Origin of the sequence: Nocardia sp. NPDC059229 (genome assembly GCF_042754165.1) — a bacterium.
GTDB lineage: Bacteria > Actinomycetota > Actinomycetes > Mycobacteriales > Mycobacteriaceae > Nocardia.
Window position 1 is genome coordinate 417,608 of the sequence record NZ_JBHZAK010000002.1, and the last position, 23,912, is coordinate 441,519.

The window sequence follows — 23,912 nt, forward strand, 5'->3', positions numbered from 1 at the left end:
GCCGTGCGGGAATTCCCGTGGCTCACCACGCTGTGGGCGGTTCCCCTCGCCGGAGCCGCCCTCGCACTACTGTTTCCGGCGGGCCGACGCACCGGGGTGCGGGTCTTCGCGCTGCTGGTCTCGCTGGGCACCCTCGGCATCGCCATCTGGCTGGCCACCCGGTTCGAAACCGGTGGCGCGCAATACCAGTTCGTCGAGAAGCAGCAGTGGATCCCGGCCTTCGGGGCGGGCTACACCCTCGGCATGGACGGCATCGCACTGGTCCTGGTCCTGTTGACCACCGGGCTGGTGCCGCTGCTGCTGCTCGCCGGATGGCAGGACGAGCGTGAGGTCGGCAGCGGCCCGCGGGTCGCGCACTACTACGTGGCACTCACCCTCGTCGTCGAATCCATGGTGCTGATCTCGTTCACCGCGTTGGACATTCTGCTGTTCTACGTCTTCTTCGAGGTCATGCTCATTCCGATGTACTTCCTCATCGGCGGCTTCGGGCCGCGGACCGGGGACGCGGCGGTGCGGCAGCAGCGGTCGCGGGCCGCGGTGAAGTTCCTGCTGTACAACCTGTTCGGCGGGCTCATCATGCTGGCGGCGGTCATCGGGCTGTACGTCATCACCGCCCGCGACAAGCTCGGCAGCAATGGCGGCGGCACCTTCGACTTCCGGACGGTCATGGAGGCGGCCAACTCCGGCCACCTCGGTGCGACGCCCGCGGTGCTGAACGCGCTGTTCCTGGGCTTCATGTTCGCCTTCGCGGTGAAGGCCCCGCTGTGGCCGCTGCACACCTGGCTGCCCGACGCCGCGGTGTCGGCCACCCCGGCCAGCGCGGTACTCATGATGGCGGTGGTCGACAAGGTCGGCACCTTCGGCATGCTGCGCTACTGCCTGCTGCTGTTCCCTTCCGCCACTTCGACTTACGCGCCGCTGATCAGCGTGCTCGCGGTGATCGGGATCATCTACGGCGCGCTGCTGGCCATCGGCCAGACCGACGTCATGCGACTGATCGCCTATACCTCGATCTCGCACTTCGGGTTCATCATCCTCGGCATCTTCGCGCTCACCACCCAGGGCGGCACCGGCGCGACGCTGTACATGGTCAACCACGGCATCTCCACCGCGGCGCTGTTCCTGATCGCCGGATTCCTGGTGTCGCGCCGGGGAACCCGGCTCATCGCCGCGTTCGGCGGTGTCCAGAAGGTCGCGCCCATCCTGGCGGGCACCTTCCTCATCTCCGGCCTGGCCACCCTCTCGCTGCCCGGTCTCGCACCGTTCATCAGCGAATTCCTGGTCCTGATCGGCACATTCACCCGGTACCCGGTGGCGGCCGTCCTCGCGGCCTCCGCGCTGGTGCTGGCGGCGCTGTACGTGCTGTGGATGTACCAGCGCATGATGACCGGCCCGGTGAAGGAGGGCAACGAACGGCTCTACGATCTGCTCCCCCGCGAATTGGTGGTCGTGGTCCCGCTCATCCTCGCCCTGCTGTTCCTGGGCGCGTACCCGAAACCGGCGCTGGACCGGATCGATCCGGCCGTCGCCCGCACCCTCACCACCATCGGACAGCACAACCCGGCCCCGGCCGTGCAGCCGGAAGCCGCCCAGACAACCACCGGAGGTGCCCACAAATGAGTGGAGGTCTGCTGCTCGCCGCGACAGTCCCGGCACCGAGCATCGAATACCGAGACCTGTCCCCGATGCTGATCGTGTTCGGCGTCGCCGTCGCGGGCGTCCTCGTGGAAGCCTTCGCGCCCCGGCGATCCCGATACGGGATCCAGCTGGTGCTCGGACTGGGCGGATTGGCCGTCGCGCTCGGCGCGGTGATCGGACTGCGCGATGTCCGCGAGACGGCGGTCGTGGGCGCGGTTGCCATCGACGGGGTTTCCCTGTTCCTGCAGGGCACCATCCTCGTCGTCGGCATCCTCGGGCTGCTGTTCATCGCCGAACGCCATGCCGACCGCATACCGGTGCGGCGGGAAGGGCCCGGCACCTGGAGCCTGACGGCCTCGCGCGGCGGGGTGGACGCCTTCACCCCGCAGGCGGCGGCCACGCCCGGTAGCGTCGACGAAATCGCCGCCACCAAAGCCGGAGTCGCCACCACCGAGGTCTTCCCCCTCACCCTGTTCGCGCTCGCGGGTCTCATGCTGTTCCCGGCCTCGAACGACCTGCTCACCATGTTCGTGGCGCTGGAAGTGCTGTCGCTGCCGCTGTATCTGCTGTGCGGTCTGGCGCGGCGGCGCCGGCTGCTGTCGCAGGAGGCCGCGCTGAAATACTTCCTGCTGGGCTCGTTCTCGTCGGCCTTCTTCCTCTATGGCATGGCGCTGCTGTACGGCTACGCCGGCACCATCCGCCTGTCAGGCATTGCCGAGGCCGTCACCCGCGATGCCGGAAGCTCGCACACCCTGGCCATTCTCGGCATCGCCATGCTGGCGGTGGGCCTGCTGTTCAAGATCGGCGCGGTCCCGTTCCAGTCCTGGGTACCCGACGTCTACCAGGGCGCGCCGACCTCGATCACCGCATTCATGGCCGCCGCCACCAAGATCGCCGCAGTCGGTGCATTGCTGCGCGTGCTCTACGTGGCGGTCCCCGACCTGCGCAACGACTGGCGGCCGGTGCTCGCGGCGGTCGCCATCGCCACCATGGTCGTCGGCGCGATCCTCGCCGTCACCCAGACCGACATGAAGCGCATGCTCGCGTATTCCTCGGTGGCACATGCCGGATTCATCCTGACCGCCCTGGTGGCCGCGACCACCGCGGGCGTCTCGTCCGTCCTGTTCTACCTCGCCGTCTACGGCCTCGGTACCCTCGGCGGCTTCGCCGTGGTCAGTCTGGTCCGCGACGAGAACGGTGACGAGGCAACGGCGTTGCCCGCCTGGGCCGGCATGGGCCGCCGCTCCCCCTGGCTGGCGACCATCTTCTCCCTGTTCCTGCTGTCCTTCGCCGGTATCCCGCTCACCAGCGGTTTCATCGCCAAGTTCGGCGTGTTCGCCGCGGCCACCGGCGGCAATGCCGCCACCCTGGTCATCGTCGGTGTCGTCTCCAGCGCCATCGCGGCCTTCTTCTACATCCGCGTGATCGTCCTGATGTTCTTCACCGACCCGCCGGCCACCCCGCCCACCGTCGTCTACCCCACCCTGACCAGCACGGTCATCGCCCTCACCGCCGCGGCCACCCTGGTCCTCGGCATCTTCCCCCAACCCCTGCTCGACCTGGCCAAGAACGCCTCGACCTTCACCCGCTGAGCCTCGGCCAATCGATCGGGCCCGCCGCGAGATTCGCAGCGGGCCCGATTCATGCTGTCGCCCGGTACGGCGACGTCGGGTCAGTGGCGATCCAGGTCAGGTATTTGTCCTGCACCCCCCGGTACAGATCGGTGAGGATGCCGTCGGGTGTTGCGGCGGGTCCCTGGGGGCGGCCCTGCGCGATGGCTATCTCGATCGCGCTGTGCGGTGCGATGCAGGCGAGGTAGCCGGTGCAGCGGACCATCGGCCAGACCTGCACGTCAGGCGGTGCGTTGTCGAGGACGTTGGTCCACGATCCGTCGAACTGACGCACGAACACTTCCCCGACGAACCGTCCGAACCGATCGATCAGGGCTCGATTCTCAGGGGCGAGGATGCCACGACGATCCACGATCCGTGTACGTGCCACCCGCACCGCAGCCTGCAGCCCCTGCAATGTCCAGGGGTCGTCGAGCGCGCCCACACTCGGCGCGTCCTGCGCGAAGAACAACTCCAGCGCAGCGGAATGCCCGGCCAACCACGCACCATAATCGTCCAACAGTGATTCGGCCGACAACGAAACCTGTTGCACGACACCATCATCGAGGATCGCCACTGCCCTACCCCTTTCGGAATTCGGGCTGCCACCAGACCCACCGAGCTCACCAGCAGCCCTACCGCCGACAACACAACCCCAGACCACTGCGCCGGTCCCCGTACCCGACGCCCGACCGCCGCGCAGCAAACCAATAGCACCCTTCGAGCTCATTCCCGAATCCTTGGCGGCGAACATGGCTCAAGTGGGAAGATCACCGTAACGGACGAATGACCACATAACTCCCATCGAGATCGAACGGATACACAGGTCGACGACAGCTACCTGTCGGTGACCATCCGCGCCCTGTGACCCGGCATTGAGCGATCTCCGTCGTTCTTTACGGCCGCCATGACCGGAACCTGGCGTCCGGGGGTTGACTTGGAGTGTGCTCCAAATTCTAGGTTCGGGGCATGAGCAAAATCCTTGTGACTGGAGCTAACAAAGGGATCGGCTTCGAGACTGCACGGCGGCTCGTGGCGGACGGGCACACGGTGTATCTCGGGAGCCGGGACGCCGAGCGGGGGCGGCAGGCAGCGAAAGAGATAGGGGCGCAGGCGATTCGGATCGATATCACCGATGAGGGGTCCGTGGTCGCGGCTGCGGAGGAGATCCGGGCCGAGGGTGGGCTGGATGTGCTGGTCAACAATGCGGGTATCCAGGCGGAGATGAGTGCGGACGGGCTTGTGGTCGGGGCGGCCGGGCTGACGGCGGAGATCATGCGGGAGACGTTCGAGACCAATGTGTTCGGGACGGTGCGGGTGCTGCACGCGTTTCTGCCGGTGCTGCAGGAGTCCGCGGCGGCGGTGGTCGTCAATGTCAGCAGTGGGCTCGCCTCGCTGACCGGGGTCGCCACGCCGGGCAGTCCGGCCCATGCGTATCCCGGTGTGGCCTATCCGGCGTCGAAGACGGCCGTCAATATGCTGACCATTCAGTACGCCAAGGCTTTTCCGTGGCTGCGCATCAATTCGGTCGAGCCCGGCTACACGAAGACCGATCTGAACAACAACAGCGGACATCAGACAGTTCAGGAAGCGGCCGAGATCATCGTGCGGATGGCGCTGATCGGCGCGGACGGCCCGACCGGCGGCTTCTTCGATATCAATGGGCCGCTGCCCTGGTAGTCCTGCCCGCTGAAGATCAGCCGCAAGCTGCTTTCGCTATGGCCAGCGTGCGGCGTCACCGCCTGCGGCGATCTTGGCGCTGAGCACCGGAATCTGTGCGCGGAGGGACTCGATCAATTGCGCCGGGATCCGCCGGAGATCATCTTCGGTCGTCAGCACAGCAGACAGCGCCTGCGGGAGCAGGGTTCGGCCCAGTGGTGTTCCGTCCGGGAATGTTTCGTCGAGGGTGCGCAGTATCAGTTCGGCGGCGTCGAGCCGGCCCCACAGGTAGTCGTTCTCCCGGTCGGGTGCGTGGGCGAACGCGCCGAAGTGGTGCAGCTCGACACCCTTGAGCTTGCCCGCGCCGAGCGGCTGGAGCGCGGTCGCGCGAAGGGGGCTGAACTGAGTCATCGGAATGGGAGTGAATTGCGGTAGATACGACAACGAGATCGTCGGGAACAGCAGCCCGTCCCAGAGCGGGAAGCCCAGGTACCGGCTGGCCAGGAGGATACGATCGCGCTTGTTCCACATCTGAGTCGTCGCCGCGAACGCGTCCCAGAGCGTCTGTCCACCGTTTCCGAGTCTTTCCTGAATCTGTTCTGCGTAAGCGGTTTTGAGGTCGGTGAAACTCTTCGCATTCTCCTCGCATCCGGCGAAGTCCTCCGGCGTCCGGAACCTCTCGCCCTCGAACACGTTGGCTTGCAACCGTTGTGGGCGCAGAAAGTCGAGCAGCCCCTTGTCGGCCAGGGCTCGAATCGCGGCAACGGGTGCAGCCGTTATCTCATCCAGCTGCGACCATGCTTGGCCCTTGAGATCGTTGATATCCGCCCGCGGTGGCCCGCCCTCGGCCGTATAGAGCTTGTTGAGCCCGGCGAGGATGAACATGATCCGGCGATGTCGATACGGGGTATCGATGTGTTGCAGGAGCGTGGACAGTTCTGCGGAGTCGTTGGCGGTCCAACATGGTTGCCGCCGCAGCCAGGCGGCCATGGCGCATCGGATGAACACCGCGGTCCCCGATTCGCCAGGCAACGCGAAATGTTGCACGATCGCGTCCGCGATGCATCGGGCGGCTGCCTCGACTTTCAGCCGTTGATAGGTATTCCAGGTCGAACCGAGTGCGGTTACGGCTTCGGCGTGCATCTTGGCCGAAACCTCCTGGAATTTCTCCTGGTCCCTCAAGAACCCGAGTGCGGGCATTGCCTCGATGGCCGTACCGAGATCTTTCGAATTGACCTGCGGCACAGCCTGTTCACACCCGGGTATCGACGCGACGGCAGCGCTGATCCGGTCGAGAACCTCGACCTCCTGGCGCATGGCGATGGCGCCCATCTCGGTGATCTTCTCGTTCATGTCACGCAGTCGGATCAGATCTCTGATCAGTGATCGGCTGCCCCTGATTCCGACGAGCACCTTTTGAACATCCGCTGCCCAACTGCGTTTCGCCGCCTTGCCGCTGTTGGTGTCGGCAGGTGGAGCCGAGAGAGCGCATCCCGGATCCGGCTCGATGTAGACGAGCCGGCGATGCACCTCGGTGGACGACCGTCTGCGGCTGATCGCATCGACGACGAGGTCGAACGGCGCGTTGTCGAGCACGCCACCGTCCACGAACCAGGCGGCGTCCGCGTCACGGCCGTCTTCTTGATAGCTGTAGTGGAAGAGATCGGTATTCACGCGTGTGTCCGGAGGAAACAGGGCCTGGGCCGGGAAGGTTCCAGGATTGACCGGTTCGAACGCACCGGGGAAGGCGGAGGTCGCCCTCGCCGCGAAGGACAGGGTCGGTGTCGCGTGCGGGCCGAATGCGTCTTCATTGTTGTCGTCTCGGATGAACTCGAGTACCTGCGCATGCTCCCGGTCCCGCTGACCCACACCGCCATCGCTCGACGCCACCGCTACGTCGAATCCGTTCAGATCGGTCGTGGTCACGAAGAGAGACAACTCACCGGATCGCGAAATCAGCGTTTCGGCCGCGGGCCCGCGCGAATTCGCCGACCAAGCGACCGGTCGCTTCTCATCCATCCCGGCCAGCGCCTGATACAGGAGCCGCGACATGACGTCGCCGTTCAATACCGCGCGATCGGTCCAGAAGGTCGCCAACTTGCCGATGAACGCCAGCGCCGTGCGCAGCTTCGGCCCGCCGATATGCACGCTGCGTGCCAATATTCCCAGGTCGGCCTCGTCGATCCAGAGCTGCTTCAGCGGTCCCTGATCCGCGTTCTGCGCGATGGCCTTGCCGAGGACCACGCCGTTGATGCCGCCGGCGGAGGTTCCGGCGATGATGTCGATTCCGACGGACAGCGGCTGCCCCTTCGCCCGCATCTGCGAAAGGACGTCGAAGTAAATGCTTTCCGTATCCGATGGTTGACCATCGGCTCCCACGAACGGATTCACGACCTGCGAGTCGCTTTCCAGAATTTGATCCAGAGCACGCGATGCGCGGACGAGTTTGTGCAGTTCTTTAGTTATGCCATGCATGTAAATGGCAAGCGATACACCGCCGTAGCAGACGAGCGCTATGCGCAGTTCAGCAGGTTCGACATCCCGAGACATCGAGGTCCACCCTTATTGAGACGCCCGGATAGTTGATGCCATCACCCTATCCCCCGACCGCCTGGGCTACTTGCGTATCGCACTACTCGATTCGATACGGAGACTTCCAATAATCTGGACTTCCGACCAGAATGGTGACGCAGTCTATTCCTGAACACGTATCAAAAACAAAGTTCGGTCACGGCATTGTCTTCCAGTGGATTCGCAGCCCGAATGTCCCCGTGCGCGGTCCGGAGATTGGACCAGTGGCCCTGCCGTGCGATCTCCTGGTCGCCGGCCCCGCCGCTCAGCTCGACCAGCCGTGAGGAACTCGACGCCCTCAACTACGAGCTGCGGCCGTCCTCCGCACATGACCGACCGGTCGTGCCAATCCGGAGACCTTGCGTGCCTACCAGCCTTCCCGAGATGCCGGGCCCAGCCGGATACGCGAAACTCATTGGCACCGGCGGAACTTCGCGCCCGCCGGTATTGATCCGGGCACTACGCGGCGCGCTGCGCGTGGCACCGCGCAGGGAATGCACCCCCGTGTCACCGGCGGCAGACTTCAGACTCCCCGCCACCGGTGGCGCCGTAGGACCTCCGGTGCCCAGCAGTTGCGCTGGGCAGCGCATGCAGTGCCAGGGCAGCTCGGCCCGGACGCCGTCTCCGCAGCGTCCGGGCCGTCGCACCCAATGTGAGGCCGGTTGCATTCTGCACACCGTCCGCGGATCACAATGTCGAAACCGAAAGTTCGTGCGCACGTTGACTTGTCACGGCATGGCCGCAGCGATTCCCGATCAGATCGCGACGCCGACCAGGTGCCCGATCGCATAGGTGGTGACCATGGCGAGCGCACCGCCCGCGAGGACACGCACGGTCGCCCGCGCCACCGGTGCCTGGCCGAGCCGGGCGCCCACGGCCCCGGTCAAGGCCAGTGCGGCGAGCACCGCGGCCATGGTGAGTGGTACCCGGATCGCCTGGGGCGTCAGGATTGCCAGCAGGGGCAGTAGCGCGCCCAGTGTGAACGACAGCGCTGAGGACAGCGCGGCGTGCAGCGGGTTGGTCAGTTCGTCCGGATCGATGCCGAGCTCGGCCTCCGCGTGCGCGGTGAACGCGTCCCGGGCCGTGAGTTCTTCCGCCACAGCCTGAGCCGTGGCCGGCGAGAGGCCCTTCGCCCGATAGATGGCCGCGAGCTCCGCCAGTTCGGCCTCGGGCTGCTCGGCCAATTCGCGTCGCTCGGTTTCCAGTAGCGCGCGCTCGCTGTCGCGCTGGGTGCTCACCGAGACGTACTCGCCCAAGGCCATCGAGACCGCGCCGGCCGCGAGTCCGGCCACGCCCGCGGTCATGATCGCGGTGCTGTTGCTGGTTGCCGCCGCCACCCCGACCACAATGCCTGCCACGGAGACGATTCCATCGTTGGCTCCCAATACGCCGGCGCGCAGCCAATTCAGGCGCGTCGCCAATCCCACCGCATGCGGTTCGGTCGGTTGCGCGACCGCCACCGACCCGTCGAAATCGTCCCTCACGAGGGGAACGGTAATGCTTCAGAGGGTTTCCCGCCAGCAAAGAGAGGCTCACCGAAATTAGGTAATGCATTGCATACCAAGCATTTTCGGTGGTATTCGCGGTGGCGTCGGCGCCGACACTCCGATCGCGACACGTTTGCGAGGAGCAGTTTCTCGGCCGATCACCCTATGTTCGGCACTGGTTAGCCGTAGCGTTGACACCGGCGCCAGGCGGATCAGTTCAAGAGAGCGGCGAGATGCGGCCACAACCATCAGCGATCGGATTCCTCCGGCACGATGTGTCGGGGGCACAGCAACAGTGGGACGAGACTCAGATCCAGCATCTGGCTCGCCGGCTCGGCTACGATCTGTGCAAGACCCTGGTCTTCGGCCCCGAGACCGATCGCCCGTTCGTGCGCGTGCGCACCCTGATCTCCCGCCTCGAGGCCGATGCGGTGATCGTCCCCAGCCTCGCGCATTTCGGCGGCCTGATACCCGACGATATCGTGCAGGTCGCCGACATCATTACGGTGAATCCCGAAAACACTTACGCGCGCTGGGCAATTCGTCCTGACTGAATCCGGTCAGGAAGTCGGAGCGCATTGCGTCGAGCCCCCGTTCACCTCACCCGGGAGCCATGATTCCCCGGTCGTGCCGCCATTGTCGGAACAATGCACCGTGTAGTTGTCCGAGCGCCTCGAGATATCGAAAGCGCCGGTGATCAATCCCATGGCAGGTGCCCCGCCTCCCGCGGACACGCAATTCCCGGTCCCGAGCCCGTGCCCGTCCATCGTGACCTGCACCTCATCACACACGTAGAGCTGCCCATCGGCGTGAGCCGCCGGCGAGACCGCCACCGCGGCCGTGAATATCGCGAGCCCCACCACCCCGAGTCCCACGCCCCGAACCATTCGAATCCTCATAGTCCACACCTCCGCGCCCTCGGATCAGTGTGTTCTCAGCCTAATCCTCACGTTTACCGACGACCATGCATTGCCGCAGGCAAAACCCGGGTGGCCCTGCCGCCCATGCATGGTCGTCGACGAATTCGGTCAGTTGTCCTGCAGGATTTCGCGCAGGCGCTTGGCGAAGGCGTCGGGCTGTTCCATGAAACCGCCGTGGCCGCCAGGGAAGAGGGTCGGTTCGATGCCGAGCTCGGTGCCGAGGGCCCGGGAGGTGCGATCGCAGAACTTGTCGGCGGATTCGTCGCCGATGCCGATGATGATCTTCGTCGGGGTGGCGCGCAGGGCGTCGAGGGAGGGCTGCCAGCCGGAGGTGGTGTGCAGCTCGTGGCGGTAGAAGAAGTCGTCGGAGGCGATCGACTGCGGGTCCCGCTCGCCGCCGAACATCTCCTGCAGCACTTCCTCGGGCATGAACAGGCCGGTCATGGCGAAGAATTTGCGGACCGCGCCGAGCACATCGCCGGTCTCGTAGACGGCCCGGACCTCGTCGGTCCGAGCACGCAGCTCGTCGCGATCGGGGAGCAGTTCGCGCAGGGGCGGCTCGTGTGCAACGAGGGTCGGCACGAGATCGGGCCGGGCGATGGCCAGCGCCAGACCGGTGATCGCCCCACCGCTCGAACCGAGCATGGTGGCCGGGCCCTGGCCGATATGGGTGAGCACGCGGGCGAGGTCGTCGGCGCGCAGTTCCGGAGTCGAGTCCTTGTCGGTGTCGTTGACCGGGCTGCGGCCGTGGCCCCGCGGGTCGCTGCAGAGCACGGTGTAGTCGGGGGCGAGCAGTTCGGCCAGCGCGCCGAACGGTCCGGAATCCATCGGTGCGCCGATCAGGGCGATCAGTGGGCCGCTGCCGCGGACTTCGTAGTAGATGGTGCCGTCCGGCACGGCGACGGTTCCGGAGGTGACGGGTGCGGTCGAGGTCATGGTCGCTCCAAGTGGTCAGTACATGGACACCGGTTACGACGGTACGACCGCGCCGAATTCATTGCTGCGCGAATGGAAAAGGTGTGAACCTGAAGATGTCAGCCGGCCTGGCGGGTTCGGGCAGCGCACAGGTCATGCCCTCGGCCATACCGGCCGGGCGCACGCCGAGTGCCTGGTTGACGCGGGCGCGCTGGTTCTCCCACGCGATGGCCGCGGCCAGTTCGGCGAGCTGGGCCTTGCTCAGATGGGTCAGCAGCTGGGCGCGAATCTCACTCAGATCGAGTGAGGTCGGCGTAAGAGTCATGGCCTCGGCGTAGGAGAGGACGAGTTTCTCCAGATCGCTGTACGCGTCGCTGTCCCGATACTTCGGCAGCTCGGTGACCTGGGCTTCGGTGAGTCCGCCGTAGTGGGCCAGCGTCGAACCGATGTCTAGGCAGAACTGGCAGTTCACCAGAGCGGCGGCCTTCAGCTCGGCCAGGTCCTTCAGATGCGGGTCGACCCGGTTGGAGAACAGCAGCATCGTCTCCTGGATCATGGTGCCGACCAGCAGCTGCGGCCGCCGGATCAGCCAGCCGACGAGATCTGTTCGATTACGGCGAGCCCGCCGCATCGCCTTGACGTAGTTCAGGATTCGGGTGATTGCTCGCATGCGCTCCACTCCCCTTCGCGTTCGCGGATGCTCCCTTGAAGACATCCTAAGCCGAAAACGACGGGACGTAGTAGATATTGCCTCATGACCGGGCGAGCACTCCGGGGCCTGGCCGCGCTGTGATCGAGCGTCAACCGATCTCGACGCCATCCTCCAGATAGACCGTGATCCCTACCGTTCTGGCCCGGTGCGCTGCTGCCACGCGACGGGCCAGCACCGCGGGCAGCAGCCGCGTCGCCGTCTCGGCGTCACACCACGCCCAGCTCCGAAGTTCGTCCGCCGGAAGGGCTATCGCGTCGATCTGCTCGGCGGTCAGCAGCCCACCGTCGTACACCATCATCACCCCGTCGTCGGGATACAGACCGGCGGGCACCCAGTCGACCGCCAGCAGCCGCCCGATCGGCACACTCAGCCCCAGCTCCTCGCGGATCTCCCGCACGGCCGCACGGTAGGGCGATTCACCGGCCTCGACGACACCGCCGGGCACCTCCCAGTACGGCTTGTAGGTCGGTTCGACCAGCAGCACCCGATCCTGCTCGTCGACGAACAGCGCACCCGCACCCATGCGCTTGCGAGGCAGTCCAGCGACATAGTCGTTCAGTTCGGAACCCATGCGGCACAACAGTAACCGGCACCTTCCGGCCTCGGTCGAGCTTGACCGAGCGGGCTGCGGGCTGGCGGAACGAGTCAGTTCCCGTGGCTCACGAAGGTGGTGGCGAGAAGCGTCCGGTAGTCGGGTAGCGGGGTCGATCGGTCGACCGACCCCTGTTCTTTCGCCCAGCTCGCGAGCGCGCCGAGGGTATCGGCGAGGTCCGGTCGCAACTGCAGGGCATAGTCGAACTCCGGGAGGATCTTCCGGATGAGATCCGGGGACAGCTGGGTGGCGGTGGAGACCGCGGACACGGCGGCGTCGGATCGCGCGGTCAGCTGCGCTCCGGCGTCGTTCAGCGCGGCGAAGAAGGCGGTCAACGCCGCCGATTTCGCCGAGATCGCGGTATCGCTCGCGAGGTACAGGCTGTGCTGGTTGTAGCTCCCACCGGTGAGCTGGACCGCGTCGTCGCCCAGTGCCTCGGCCACCTGGGCCTGGTAGGGCTGGAAGATCGAGACGGCGTCGACATTGCGCTGCGTGGCGGCGGTGACCGTCGCGGACGGCGCGACCTGAACGAGATTCGCCGAAATCTTGTTGTGCGAGAGTACATCCGAGGCGAAGAAGGCCGCGCTGGTGCCCAGCGGGGTGCCGATCGAATGCCCGGCGAGGTTGTCGAGGGAGGTGATGCCGGCGCTGCGCCGTGCCACGATGCGGGAACCCTGCCACCGGGATCCGTCGCCCACGATTCGTAGTGCCGGCGAGCGGGTCAAGGTGGCCGCGGCCGGAACATCGGCGGCGGTGGCGATGTCGAGCTGGTGGGCCGCGAGCGCCTGCAACGCCTCCACTCCGGTCGAGAAGTTGACGACCTTGACCTTCACGTCGTGGTTCGCGAAGTACCCGGCCTGTTGGGCCACCGGGATCTGGGCCCACGACGGGTCGACCACGAACCCCACGGTGAGCGTGTTCGGGTCGGAATTGTCGGCTGTGCCGCAGGCGGTGAGCGGCCCGAGCAGAGCGAGGAGTGCGACGGCGGCCGTCAGCGGGCGGATGAGTCTCTTCACGGCTGATCTTCTTTTCGTAATTCACGGATTGGGCTGAATCGCTTGGCCGGCAACAGGTGCCGGTCTACGCCGTCACGCTCTCGACACCGAGTTCGTGGTGGAGGATGCGCCGCAGCTCGCTGTAACCGGGCTGGTCGGCGAGGGCATCGGCGGGGCGGGGTCGTGGGAGCGGATTGGGGATCCGGTTGGTGATCCGGCCGCCGCCGAGCACACTGATGGTGTCGGACAACCGAATCGCCTCGTCCACGTCGTGGGTGACGAAGACGATGGTGCGGCGCAGTCGATTCCACAGATCGATGAGCAGGTCCTGCATCTTCAGCCGAGTGAGCGCGTCGAGTGCGGCGAAGGGCTCGTCCATGAGCATGATGTCGGGTTCACCGGCGAGCATGCGCGCGATCCCGACACGCTGGCGCATTCCGCCGGAGAGCTGCGTGGGTCGTTTGCCGCGTACCTCACCGGGCAGTCCGACCAGGCCGATCAGCTCGTCGATCCGGCTGCGGCGCAGTCGGGCTGGAACCCCGTGCGCCCGTAGGGCGAAGTCGATATTGCCCGCGACACTCAGCCACGGAAACAGCACGTCACGCTGGAAGGCGACGCCGCGGCGCGGGTCGGGCGCGAGCACTGGTGCACCGTTGTCGGTCACCGTGCCCGATGTCGGGGTGATGAGCCCGGCGAGGCAGTGCAGCAGCGTCGATTTCCCGCTTCCGGATGCCCCTACCAGGACAGTGAACGAACCGTCCGGCACGGTCAGATCGATTCCGCGGAGCGTGGGGTGCCTGGCGTTCGGGAAGTGCACCGTCAGGTCTCGGGTGGCGATGGCCATGGTCAGTTCACCTCCCATGCCCAGCGCTGGATCGGCGCGGTGATCGCGGCGATGAGCAGATCGCAGACCGCGCCGAGCACACCGAGCACCAGCAGGCAGAAGATCAGCCGGTCGGCCTGTGAGAACAGTTGTGCCTGATAGATGCGATAGCCGATCCCGGCGGTGGTGCCGGTCATCTCGGAGACCACGATCAGCACGAATGCCATTGCGGCGCCGACCCGTACGCCGGCCACCACATCGGGCACCGCCTCCGGCACGATGACCCGCATCGCGGTCCAGCTCAGCATCGGTGAGACCTGCGGCTGCACCCCGGACCGGACCATGTCCCAGCTCGACTGATCCGCTCTCCATCGAACCGAACCGGAATCTCGTTTTGGCGAACCCTTAGAACCTAGGTATATTAGGTTTCACCCTCATATACCTAGGTTAGGTGCTGCGCCGCCGCCTGCGGTTGCCAAGCAGTCCGAATTCGAAAGAGGAGATACCGCAATGAGATCCGAGATGTTGCGCGTACCCGGCGCGTCCCTCTACTACGAGGTGCGCGGCAGCGGGCCGCTGGTGCTGTTCCTGCCCGGCGGTGGGGGTGACGCGGCCTCGGTCGATCCGATCGCCGAGGTGCTCGAGGACCGGTTCACGGTGGTGTCGCTGGATCCGCGCGGGTATTCGCGCAGCGTGCTGGACGGGCAGCAGCAGACACAGCGGGTCGAGGTGCAGAGCGATGACGCGTTCAGGCTGCTCGACCATCTCACCGAGGAGCCCGCGTTCGTGGTCGGCGGCAGTGCGGGTGCGATCGTCGGACTGGATCTACTGGCCCGGCATCCGGATCGGGTGCGCCTCCTGGTGGCGCACGAACCGCCGTGCTTCGCGGTGCTTCCCGATGCCGCCGAACAGCGCGCCATGATCGAGGAGGTCTACACGCTGTTCCGCACCGAGGGCCCGGCCGCGGCGGGCGCGCGCTTCCTGGCCGGGATCGGCCCTGCGATGAAGCCGTCTCCCGTACCGGCCGAGCTGCCGCCGCGCGCCGCCGACATGTGGGCGCGGCTGGCGGCCAACGGTCCGCTCATGCTGGAGTACGAACTACGGGAATTCACCTCGTACCTGCCCGATTACGAGGCGCTGGCCGCGGTGGCCGACCGGGTGGTCCTGGCGGTCGGGTGCGAGACGCGGGGTTGCCTGCCGTACCGCCCCGCCGTGGAGATCGCCCGCCGGATCGGCCGCGAGGTCACCGAATTCCCCGGCGCCCACAATGGAATGCGCACCGAAGCACCCGAATTCGCCGCGCAACTGGCCGACGCCATGACCGCCCGCCTACGGGCCGAAAGCGCCGGCCGCTGTTAGCGTCAGCGCATGATCACCGGCGCACACACCATCCTGTATGCCGAGGACGCCGAGGCGGCACGGGCCTTCTTCCGTGACATCCTCGGCCTGGCCCACGTCGACGCGCACGACGGATGGCTGATCTTCAAGTCACCACCCGCCGAACTCGCGGTCCATCCCGCGGCCGCCCCGGACAGCGGCCGCGCCGAGCTGTACCTCATGTGCGATGACCTGGCCGCCGCCATGGACGACCTGCACGCGAAGGGCGTCGAATTCACCTCGGAGGTCACCAATGCGGGCTGGGGCATGCTCACCATGCTGAAGGTGCCCGGCGCCGGGGAGATCGGGCTGTATCAGCCCCGCCACGCCACCGCCTACGATCTGCCCTAGTTGCTCATCGGATGCTTTGCGCCCGTTCACTTTTCGTGACAGCCTGAACCGGCGGCCGGTACCCGGCCCGGATGCGAAGGGCATGACATGATTCTGGTGACGGGCGCGACCGGCAATGTCGGCGCCGAACTCGTGCGGGCGCTGGCAGATGGCGCGGAACCGGTGCGGGCGGTGGTCCGCGATCCCGCGAAGGCCGCCCTCCCTGCCGGTGTGGAGGCGGTCGCGGGCGACATGACCGCGCCGGACACCCTGACGGCCGCGCTGACCGGGGTTCGGGCGCTGTTCCTGCTGCCCGGCTACCCCGGGGTCGCGCAGGCAGCCGCCAAGGCCGGGGTCGAACACATCGTCCAATTGTCCGGTGTTTCCGCGGCGACCGGTGACACCGGCAATGCGGTCACCCGCTACATGATGGCGTCCGAGCAGGAGGTCACCGACTGCGGCGCGGCATGGACGATCGTGCGTCCCTGTGCTTTCGACTCCAATGCCCTGCGCTGGCTGCCGCAGCTCCGGGCGGGCGATACCGTGCGGGTCCCGTTCCCGACCGTGCGAACCGCGAGCCTGGACGCCTTCGATCTGGCGGCTGTCGCCGCGCACGCCTTCGCCGACCCCGCACTGCGGGGCGAAATCCTGTGGCCCACCGGGCCCGAATCCCTGCTGCCCGCCGAACAGATCGCCATTCTCGGCGACGTGCTCGGCCGGGACCTGGAATGCGTCGGCCTGAGCGACGAGGACGCCCGCGCCGACATGCTGAAATCCACGCCCGTCGAATACGTGGACGCGTTCTTCGACTTCTACGTCGCCGGCGCGATCGACGAGTCCATCGTGCGGTCCACCGTCGAGCAGGTCACCGGCCGTGCACCGCGAACCTTCCGGCAGTGGGCCACAATTCACGCCGGAGCTTTCCGCCAGGCGGGCACGGACACATAGGTGGCCGCGCGCAACAGCCGTGCGACCGGCCGCAGCGGTGGCGGATCGGGTTCAGTCACGCAGCAGGTCGATGAGTTTGGTTTCGGAGAGGTCGCCGTGCCCGGCGTCGACCAGGCGTTGGAAGATCTGCTCGGCGGTGTGGCCGAGGGCTGCGGGGGTGCCGACCGCATCGGCCAGTTCCACGCCGATCCGGGTGTCCTTCAATCGGAGCGCGGCCGTGAAGGCGATATCGCGGTCGTGGACGCCGGCCGTCATCTCCTGGCACATGCGGATGACGGTGGGGCTGGCCGCTCCACCTCGCGACAGGGTGTCGGTGACGACAGCGAGTTCGAGTCCGGCGAGTTCGGCGGTGCGCAGTGCTTCGGCGGTGGCGGCGATCTGGATGGAGCCCAGCAGATTCTGGATGAGCTTGTAGCTCGTGCCCGCCCCGACCGCACCGAAATGCACGATGTCGATGCACAGCGGCGCCAGCAGCGGACGCGCCGCGTCGAGATGCGCAGCGTCCGCGCCGACGAACAGCGTCAGCCGCCCCGCAGCCGCAGCATCCGGCAGCCCGGTCACCGGCGAGTCGAGATAACGAAGACCATGTGCTGCGGCATGTTTCGCCAGCTCCAGCACCCACGGCCGGGAAATGGTCGAAAACTCCACCGCGAACGCGCCCGGCTCATACTCCCCCGCCAGCGCGCCATCCGCGCCCAGCCATGCCGCCCGCGAAGCGTCATCGTCGGCCACCATGGCGAAAACGGCCTCGGCGCCACGCACCGCCTCCCGAGGGGTCGCCGCGAATGCCGCTCCCGCCCCGATGAGTTCGTCCGCCTTCTCCGGCGTCCGATTGAACACCGTCACCTCGTGCCCGGCAGCCACCAGCCGCCCCGCCATCCCCGCACCCATACGCCCGACACCCAGAAACGCAATCCTCGCCACCCGCCGAACCCTACCGAGCTCGGATGTATCCGGATGAACGGATTTCGGCTTGCACTCGGCACATTGGCCCAAGTGCGAGATCGAATCAGCGGCCGACCGGCTCCCAGCCGCGCTTCGGCTGCGATTCGCCGAGAGTCTTGACGTCCCGCCGGCGTCCTCGGCCGTTGAGCGTCACCGTTGGCCTCCGATGAAATTCGGCATGGAGGTGGGGCGTGCGAACGGCTCCGGACCGACGTCCTCATCCGGCGGTCCGGCGGCCAGGAGCGCGGCTATGGCCTCGCGCTCGGTGCCCTGCAGGGCGGGCAGGGTCGCGGAGACCGAATCCAGCACGCCCGTCCAGGGCGAGCCGGCCTCCCGTAGCGCCAGGCGCATGACCTCGATGCCTGCGCGGTGCTCCTCGAGCAGCCGCTGCCCGGGAACCGGATGCGCCGAGGCGAATTCGAGCACCACCGCCAGGTGGTCGGACAGCTTGTCGTCGCCGAGCACCAGCCCGGCGCTGCGGTAGACCTGCTTGAACCGCAGCAGAGCCATGCCGCGTTTGCGGGTGTCGCCGGAGAGGAACCAGGTCAGGTACGGGCCGAAGCGCTTGCGATGATCGAAGGTATCGGCGTATTCGGTTGCCGCGGTGAGCGGTTGCGTGGTGTCGAGGTAGGACAGCACCGGATGCAGAGGTGCACCCACTGCCTCGGGCAGCGTCGAAACGGCCCGGGCCAGGATGGGCAGCGAGTCGAGCAGCGCCTCGTCGGGATAGCCGAGTAGCACCGACTGCACCTGCCAGGCTGCGATCCGCTGGGCGTCGCCGGGCTCGGGTCGCGCGGTCCGGCGCCTCATTTGCGATGCCTCCCCGGCTGTTCCGGCATGAGCCCGTCGGGCGTGCCGCGACCGTCCCAGCTGAGCAGCCTGACCTGGGCGGATCCGGCGACCGACCCCGACCGGTCGGCGGTCTGCCGCTCCTGCAGCATCCGGAAGTTCTCCACGGCGACCGGCGTCAGCTGCCCGGAGCTCTCACCGACCGGACCCCGGCCGCCCACCCCCACCACGCCGCTGCCGTTGTCTCGCGCCATCCAGCCTGCCTCTCACGGTGTCGCGGCGGCATCCGTCGCGCGATCGATTACCCGAGCACACGAACAATACGAACCTATCGGCAAATTTTGGGCAATTGACGAATTTCAGACTGGTCAGTTATGCGAAAGCGATCCGGTATTCGACCCGGCAATTGTCAGGCGGTTCCGACGACCTCGCGTTCCACCCGGACGCCGAGCAGGATTTCCGAGACACCCAGGGCAACGGTCAACAGGCCCACCACGATCGACAGCGATGTCAGCGATTCGAACCGGACCACCCCGACCACCACACCGGCGGCCAGGGTCAACAGCCCGACCACCTCCAGCCGGCCCGCTCCCGCGAACTGCTCCGACCACACGCCCACAATGGCCTGCACGATGCCCCGCACCACCCAGGCCATCCCAATCCACAAGGACAGCAACGCAACCCACTCACCGCTGGTGAACGCCCAGGCGGCCAGCACCAGTGCGACGATCGCGCTCACGACCTCCAGTACCTTCAACGCGGTGGCGATCCGCGCCCCGAACGCGACGACGAACTGCACCGCCGACGACGCCATCAGCGTGAGCCCGTACAGAATCCCCGCCACCGTCTGCGATTTGTCCGGCCACACCGCCATCACCACCCCCAGCACCACCGAGCAGCCGCCGGTCACGACCAGCGACTGCCAAGCCCAGTCGGCGAATACATCGGTTCGCCCCTCGATCCGATTGGCGGGCATGCATAAATGATATGACCGATTCACCCAGGTAACTGGACGTTTGCGTTCTGACCGGCACCGGCGCGTCGCCCGTCCGCGAATTGCCCGGCGCCCGAGAGCACGCACGACAGCAGGCGGACGAGCTCGGCCTGCCGGCAGGTGCCGGTCTTGGCGAACACCTGGCGCAGGTGGGTGCGTGCGGTATTGACCGAGATATAGAGCTCCTCGGCAACCGACGCCAGCCCGCTGCCGCGCAGAACCTCGAAGGCGACCTGCGATTCGGCCCGGGTCAGTCCGTAGAGCTCGCGCAGGGTTTCGCGGCCGCCCGGCTCCTCACGTTCGGGATCGACGATCACCATCAGTGCCGCGCGGCGCGGTGATTCCTGCGAACCCGGGCAGAGCGGCAGGATCGACACGGTCAACGGCAGCCGGTCGCGGTCGCGTGGAATGAGCAGGCGGGCCGCGGCATTCGACGAGCCGGTCTGCGCGGCCGCCGCCAGCAGGCGACGCAGCCGACTCGACACCGCGGGGTCGTTCGATTCCAGACGCGCCAGGGCGCCCAGGCGCAGACCGTCGCCGGCCCCCAATATCGCCAGCGCCGCAGGGTTGGCGTAATCGACCCGGCCGCAACCGGATACCAGGGCCAGGCCGTGCCGGTGGCGGTCGAGCACGCTGAGCGCGAGATCCCGGTCGATGACGGCATCGGCCAGTCGCGCGGCGATGCCGAGGGCGTGGTCCAGGTGCGGCAGGAACAACCTCAGCAACCGTTCGGCCAGGAGGCGGTCCAGGTTCCGGTCCGCGCGCGGATAGACGGCGATCCAGGAGCCGGGCGTCGCCAGCCGCGCGAACACGCCGTCCCCGAGCTCGTGTGGCGCGGCCCAGCCGGTGTAGAACGGATGCCGGCGCCCGCCATCCGGTGGTATCAGCTCGCTACCGGTGAGCACCATTGCGGTGAGCGCGGATTCGAGCACAGCCGCGAACGGATCGATGCGCCCGTAGTGCTCGTTGTAGCTATCCCGCAGCCCCTCGGTGGTGCTCGCGATCATGTACCGCCGCCCGCCCTGTGCCGTAACGAGGCAGCCGTGGTGGCCGCCGAGGCTGTCGGTGATGGCTCGCAGTGCGCGGGTCCACGCGCCGGGCTGCCCTGTTGCATGGTTGATCTCCGCGATCAGCTCGGAAAAGCGAGCGAGCGAGATGCCCGTCTCCCCCATGTCCATTGTCCCGCCCCCCAATCAAGAACGATCACGTCCCGGCCGCCGAGCCCCGGTCGGAGGTGATACCAGTTTATCGGCCGAGCGCAGCGAGTTATCACAGGGAAATTCATCTGTTCGGGTGAGGAATCGGACGGGCGATCCCGCTTTACTCGGGTCACAGCAAACGGAAGGGCACCGGATCGGCTGTACCGCAAGGGGGAGAAGACTCATGGCTTTCACCAGGTATTGGCCCATGGGCGCCGGGCGGGTGGTCACCTCGGGATTCGGGCCGCGCGACGACGGCTTCCACTGGGGCGTGGACTTCGGCAAGGACGGCGGTAGCGGGGGCGAGCCGGTGTACGCGTCGCAAGGCGGCACGGTTGTGTACGCCGGTGCCGCAACGGGTTTCGGCGGACCGGATCCGGCGGGCTGGCTGGTCGTCGACCATCCGGCGGCGGACGGCGGGGGCACCACGGTCTACGGGCACATCGTCCGCGAGGTCGAGCTGGGCAGCCGGGTCGAGGCCGGGCACCGCATCGCGCACGTCAATCCCGATTCCGGCACCAATGGCGGCGTCGCCCCGCACCTGCACTTCGAGTGGCACCGGTACTCGTGGGTGCCGCCGGGCCCGGATCGCCTGGACCCGCTCACCATGCTGACCGACGCCGCCGAGCCGCCCGCGCCCGACCAGAACGGACCCGATATGACTTCCAACGCAACGATTTTCGGCATCGACATCTCGAATTACCAGGACGGGCTCGACCTCACGGAGGTCTTCGCCGAGGGATTCGAGTTCGTCATCGCCAAGGTCAGCGAGGGCGACTACTACACCGACGACTCCTGGCCCGCGTTCCGCGACGCCACCCTGGCGGCCGGCAAGATCCTCGTCGGCTATCACTACGTGCGCGGCGATGTCGACGCCGACGCCCAGGCCGCGCTGTTCGTCGATCACCTCGGCGATCACGGCATCCCGGCCATGCTCGACCACGAGCTGAACTCCGGCGACCTCGGCGTGTTCGAGGCGGTGCGCACCGCCATCGAGAATCGTGGTGTGCACGTCGCACTCTCGTACCTGCCGCACTGGTACTGGGAAGGCACGATGGGCTCACCCGACCTCAGCGGAATCCCGCCGCTGATGACCTCGAATTACGGCGACGGCCGCTCCGGCTACGCCTCGGTCATCTACCCGGGCGACGACGACATCGGCTGGCAGCCCTACGGCGGGGCCGAGGTCGCGGTGTTCCAATTCAGCGACAGCGGCGCGGTAGCCGGTCGCTCCCTGGACGTGGATGCCTTCCGCGGCAGCCCCGATCAATTCCGCGCTCTACTCACAGGAGACGACATGAGCTTCACCGACGACGACCGCCGCATGCTGCGCGACATCTGGACCCAGCTGCTCGGACAGGACGGCAAGGGCTGGCCCCAGCTCGGGCAGAACTCCCTGGGCCAGAACCTGACTCCGGTCGACGCCCTCAGCGAGATCAAGGACGATCTCGAACACCACTGAGCCACGGCCGGGTTCGCCGGTGACGTACGGCTGCGTCACCGGCCGGCCCGCGTCTACGGAGCGCTGAGGAACACACCGCGCGACGAGGTGCCGTCCGCGGCCGACCACAGCGCGTCGACGTGGCTGCGGTCGCGCTCGAGCGCCGGTCCGGTGGTGAGGCGGCGGTGGACGCGGATCAGCTCCGCGCCCGCGTTGGTCGAGCGGTCGGAATCGAAGGCGATATCGGTGTGGGTATCGGTGTCGATGACCGTCGGACGGAATCCGGGTGCGGGCCAGAGAATGTCGCCGGGGACCACGTGCACGGTCAGGTCGGGGGTATCGCTCGTGCTCTGGTCCTGGGCGGTGGCCTTGCCGGTCAGCAGCAGCGCGGCCTGCTCGATGAAGACCGGGTCGTGCGCGGCGTCGTAGAGCCAGCGCAAGCCCAGCACACCGTGTTCGGACGTGCCGATCAGTGCGTGATCGAGGTCCTCGGCCCGCGCACCGCGGTAGGTCATGGGGATCAGATACGCCACCGGCTCCACGCCCGAGTCGTCGGTGACGACCATGAGCTCGATGCCGACCTCGCCGGCCGGATCGTCGAGACGGAAGCCGCCGGACTTGGACAGCACCGGCGACTCGGCGCCGGAGTACCAGTGCCGGGTGGGCAGCCACCGCGCCAGCAGCTCCAGCTTGGTGGGCGCCATGGTCGTCCTGTGGATCTCGGCCATGCCGCCATCCTGCCAGAGATGGGCGGGATAGCGGTGGAACTTCTTGCGGCGGTGCGTTATTCGTTAGGTCCGCGCAACTCTCGGAAGAAGTCACGCAGATCGGCGGTCAGCAGATCGGGGGCTTCCATCGAGGCGAAGTGGCCGCCGCGATCGAATTCCGACCAGTGCACGATCGTGTTCCGGTGCTCGGCGACAGCGCGAATACTGCTGCTGCCCGGGAAGACCGCGACACCGGTGGGAACGCCGGAATCGGCCGGCTCGGCACCCCATTGCCGGGATTCCTTGTAGAGCCGCATGGAGGAGCCTGCGGTATCGGTGAACCACAGCATCGACAGATCGGTGAGGAGCAGGTCGCGGTCGATTGCCGCATCGGGTGTCGGCTTCGCCGGATCGGCATAGGTGTTGACCACGTCCAGGACCCACGCCAGCATCCCGGCCGGCGAATCGGACATCGCCGGGGCGAGAGTCTGCGGGCGCGTGGAGTGCATGCCCGCGTAGCCGGATGTCTCCAACCTGTTCCAGTCCTGGTACCGGGCCAGCTTCTCCCGGTCTCGGGCGCTGAGGTCGGCCGGGTCGATATCCTCGGCCGGGATCGTGATCGGGTCGTTGAGGTGGATACCGGCCAGGTGCTGCGGCGCGATCCTGCCCATCTGCGGTGCGATGAAGGACCCGGCGTCGCCACCGTGCGCCCCGTATCGCCCGTAACCCAACGCGGCCATGAGCTTCGTGATCAGTTCCGCGCTGCGCTCGGTCGAGGCGTCCCCCGGCCGGTGGGTGGAGCCGGAGAAGCCGAAGCCGGGCAGGGTCGGGATGACCACGTGGAACGCGTCGGCGGGATTGCCGCCGTGGGCGCGCGGATCGGTGAGCGGGCCGATCATGCCGGTGAAATCCTCGAAGGGCCAGCCGTGGACCAGCACCAGCGGCAGTGCGTCGGGCTCCGGTGAGCGGGCGTGCACGAAATGCATGCGCTGACCATCGATTTCGGTCAGGAACTGCGGGTGGCGATTGCGCTCGGCCTCGTGGACGCGCCAGTCGTAGCCGCTCCCCCAGTACTCGCAGAGCTCCCGCACGTAGGCCGTCGGAATGCCGTAGGTCCAGCCCGCCCCGGGCAGGTCCGCGGGCCAGCGGGTGCGGGCCAGGCGGGTCCGCAGATCCTCGATGTCGGTGGCCGGGATGTCGATTCGGAAGGGCTCGAAAATCGTCATGCGTCCACCGTAGGAACCAACTAGGTCAAACGCT

At 67.1% G+C, this 23,912-nt stretch carries 24 protein-coding genes; 8 read left to right on the forward strand and 16 right to left on the reverse strand.

Annotation, left to right across the window (positions count from 1 at the left end; all coding sequences use genetic code 11):
* Positions 1-3: 3 nt before the first annotated feature.
* Complete coding sequence (locus ACFXHE_RS08205; protein WP_379381087.1) at positions 4-1,620, forward strand: NADH-quinone oxidoreductase subunit M; 1,617 nt, start codon at positions 4-6, stop codon at positions 1,618-1,620.
* The gene (nuoN, locus tag ACFXHE_RS08210; protein WP_379381089.1) at positions 1,617-3,230 is read left to right on the forward strand and encodes an NADH-quinone oxidoreductase subunit NuoN; all 1,614 of its coding nucleotides are present in this window, start codon (positions 1,617-1,619) and stop codon (positions 3,228-3,230) included. The genes ACFXHE_RS08205 and nuoN overlap by 4 nt, the downstream gene beginning before the upstream one ends.
* Positions 3,231-3,279: 49 nt before the next feature.
* Here the strand turns inward: nuoN and ACFXHE_RS08215 are convergent, their stop codons facing one another.
* Positions 3,280-3,825, reverse strand: coding sequence for a hypothetical protein (locus ACFXHE_RS08215; protein ID WP_379381091.1), 546 nt, complete (start codon positions 3,823-3,825; stop codon positions 3,280-3,282).
* Positions 3,826-4,217: 392 nt separating this feature from the next.
* Between ACFXHE_RS08215 and ACFXHE_RS08220 the strand changes: the two genes are divergently transcribed.
* Positions 4,218-4,928 carry an SDR family NAD(P)-dependent oxidoreductase gene (locus tag ACFXHE_RS08220; RefSeq protein WP_379381093.1) on the forward strand — a complete coding sequence of 237 codons (711 nt, stop codon included), beginning with the start codon at positions 4,218-4,220 and terminating at the stop codon, positions 4,926-4,928.
* Positions 4,929-4,964: 36 nt separating this feature from the next.
* On the opposite strand, the gene ACFXHE_RS08225 is transcribed toward ACFXHE_RS08220, so the two are convergent.
* Together ACFXHE_RS08225 and ACFXHE_RS08230 are read right to left on the reverse strand one after the other, a co-directional pair.
* A complete protein-coding gene (locus tag ACFXHE_RS08225; protein WP_379381095.1) occupies positions 4,965-7,457 on the reverse strand; it encodes a patatin-like protein in 2,493 nt (830 codons plus the stop codon).
* Positions 7,458-8,233: 776 nt separating this feature from the next.
* Positions 8,234-8,962: a VIT family protein gene (locus ACFXHE_RS08230; RefSeq protein WP_379381097.1), complete on the reverse strand. Its 729-nt coding sequence runs from the start codon at positions 8,960-8,962 to the stop codon at positions 8,234-8,236.
* A 278-nt stretch (positions 8,963-9,240) separates the two neighbouring features.
* On the opposite strand from ACFXHE_RS08230, the gene ACFXHE_RS08235 reads away from it, so the two are divergent.
* Positions 9,241-9,519, forward strand: coding sequence for a hypothetical protein (locus ACFXHE_RS08235; RefSeq protein ID WP_379381099.1), 279 nt, complete (start codon positions 9,241-9,243; stop codon positions 9,517-9,519).
* Positions 9,520-9,993: 474 nt separating this feature from the next.
* Here the strand turns inward: ACFXHE_RS08235 and ACFXHE_RS08240 are convergent, their stop codons facing one another.
* The 6 genes from ACFXHE_RS08240 to ACFXHE_RS08265 all read right to left on the reverse strand — a co-directional run bounded on the left by ACFXHE_RS08240 (position 9,994) and on the right by ACFXHE_RS08265 (position 14,230).
* On the reverse strand, positions 9,994-10,821 hold the full coding sequence (locus ACFXHE_RS08240) for an alpha/beta fold hydrolase (RefSeq protein WP_379381101.1): 828 nt from the start codon (positions 10,819-10,821) through the stop codon (positions 9,994-9,996).
* 58 nt (positions 10,822-10,879) lie between these two features.
* Positions 10,880-11,470, reverse strand: a complete 591-nt coding sequence (locus tag ACFXHE_RS08245; protein ID WP_379381103.1) for a carboxymuconolactone decarboxylase family protein — start codon at positions 11,468-11,470, stop codon at positions 10,880-10,882.
* A 130-nt stretch (positions 11,471-11,600) separates the two neighbouring features.
* Positions 11,601-12,083 (reverse strand): NUDIX domain-containing protein, encoded by a 483-nt coding sequence (locus tag ACFXHE_RS08250; protein ID WP_379381105.1) that lies wholly within the window; start codon positions 12,081-12,083, stop codon positions 11,601-11,603.
* A 74-nt stretch (positions 12,084-12,157) separates the two neighbouring features.
* Positions 12,158-13,120 (reverse strand): ABC transporter substrate-binding protein, encoded by a 963-nt coding sequence (locus ACFXHE_RS08255; RefSeq protein WP_379381106.1) that lies wholly within the window; start codon positions 13,118-13,120, stop codon positions 12,158-12,160.
* A 64-nt stretch (positions 13,121-13,184) separates the two neighbouring features.
* On the reverse strand, positions 13,185-13,961 hold the full coding sequence (locus ACFXHE_RS08260; RefSeq protein ID WP_379381108.1) for an ABC transporter ATP-binding protein: 777 nt from the start codon (positions 13,959-13,961) through the stop codon (positions 13,185-13,187).
* Positions 13,946-14,230, reverse strand: coding sequence for an ABC transporter permease subunit (locus ACFXHE_RS08265; protein WP_379381110.1), 285 nt, complete (start codon positions 14,228-14,230; stop codon positions 13,946-13,948). Before ACFXHE_RS08265 ends, ACFXHE_RS08260 begins: the two co-directional genes overlap by 16 nt.
* A 202-nt stretch (positions 14,231-14,432) precedes the next feature.
* Here ACFXHE_RS08265 and ACFXHE_RS08270 point away from each other — a divergent pair, with 202 nt between their 5' ends.
* From ACFXHE_RS08270 to ACFXHE_RS08280, 3 genes are all read left to right on the forward strand, one after another.
* Positions 14,433-15,281: an alpha/beta fold hydrolase gene (locus tag ACFXHE_RS08270; RefSeq protein ID WP_379381112.1), complete on the forward strand. Its 849-nt coding sequence runs from the start codon at positions 14,433-14,435 to the stop codon at positions 15,279-15,281.
* A gap of 9 nt (positions 15,282-15,290) precedes the next feature.
* Entirely contained in the window at positions 15,291-15,650 is a 360-nt protein-coding gene (locus ACFXHE_RS08275; protein ID WP_379381114.1) for a VOC family protein, read from the forward strand.
* Positions 15,651-15,737: 87 nt separating this feature from the next.
* On the forward strand, positions 15,738-16,577 hold the full coding sequence (locus tag ACFXHE_RS08280) for an NAD(P)H-binding protein (RefSeq protein WP_379381116.1): 840 nt from the start codon (positions 15,738-15,740) through the stop codon (positions 16,575-16,577).
* Positions 16,578-16,628: 51 nt separating this feature from the next.
* Here the strand turns inward: ACFXHE_RS08280 and ACFXHE_RS08285 are convergent, their stop codons facing one another.
* The 5 genes from ACFXHE_RS08285 to ACFXHE_RS08305 form a co-directional block, all read right to left on the reverse strand.
* Positions 16,629-17,501, reverse strand: a complete 873-nt coding sequence (locus tag ACFXHE_RS08285) for an NAD(P)-dependent oxidoreductase (RefSeq protein ID WP_379381118.1) — start codon at positions 17,499-17,501, stop codon at positions 16,629-16,631.
* 171 nt (positions 17,502-17,672) lie between these two features.
* Positions 17,673-18,332, reverse strand: coding sequence for a nitrate reductase molybdenum cofactor assembly chaperone (gene narJ / locus ACFXHE_RS08290; protein ID WP_379381120.1), 660 nt, complete (start codon positions 18,330-18,332; stop codon positions 17,673-17,675).
* A complete protein-coding gene (locus ACFXHE_RS08295) occupies positions 18,329-18,565 on the reverse strand; it encodes a hypothetical protein (RefSeq protein WP_379381122.1) in 237 nt (78 codons plus the stop codon). The genes narJ and ACFXHE_RS08295 overlap by 4 nt, the downstream gene beginning before the upstream one ends.
* A gap of 155 nt (positions 18,566-18,720) precedes the next feature.
* Positions 18,721-19,287 carry a DUF308 domain-containing protein gene (locus ACFXHE_RS08300; protein WP_379381124.1) on the reverse strand — a complete coding sequence of 189 codons (567 nt, stop codon included), beginning with the start codon at positions 19,285-19,287 and terminating at the stop codon, positions 18,721-18,723.
* 20 nt (positions 19,288-19,307) lie between these two features.
* A complete protein-coding gene (locus ACFXHE_RS08305; protein WP_379381126.1) occupies positions 19,308-20,483 on the reverse strand; it encodes a helix-turn-helix transcriptional regulator in 1,176 nt (391 codons plus the stop codon).
* A 205-nt stretch (positions 20,484-20,688) separates the two neighbouring features.
* On the opposite strand from ACFXHE_RS08305, the gene ACFXHE_RS08310 reads away from it, so the two are divergent.
* Complete coding sequence (locus tag ACFXHE_RS08310) at positions 20,689-21,966, forward strand: GH25 family lysozyme (protein ID WP_379381128.1); 1,278 nt, start codon at positions 20,689-20,691, stop codon at positions 21,964-21,966.
* 53 nt (positions 21,967-22,019) lie between these two features.
* On the opposite strand, the gene ACFXHE_RS08315 is transcribed toward ACFXHE_RS08310, so the two are convergent.
* The gene (locus ACFXHE_RS08315) at positions 22,020-22,673 is read right to left on the reverse strand and encodes a 1,4-alpha-glucan branching protein (RefSeq protein ID WP_379381129.1); all 654 of its coding nucleotides are present in this window, start codon (positions 22,671-22,673) and stop codon (positions 22,020-22,022) included.
* A 56-nt stretch (positions 22,674-22,729) separates the two neighbouring features.
* Positions 22,730-23,878 (reverse strand): epoxide hydrolase family protein, encoded by a 1,149-nt coding sequence (locus ACFXHE_RS08320; RefSeq protein ID WP_379381131.1) that lies wholly within the window; start codon positions 23,876-23,878, stop codon positions 22,730-22,732.
* Positions 23,879-23,912 lie beyond the last annotated feature (34 nt).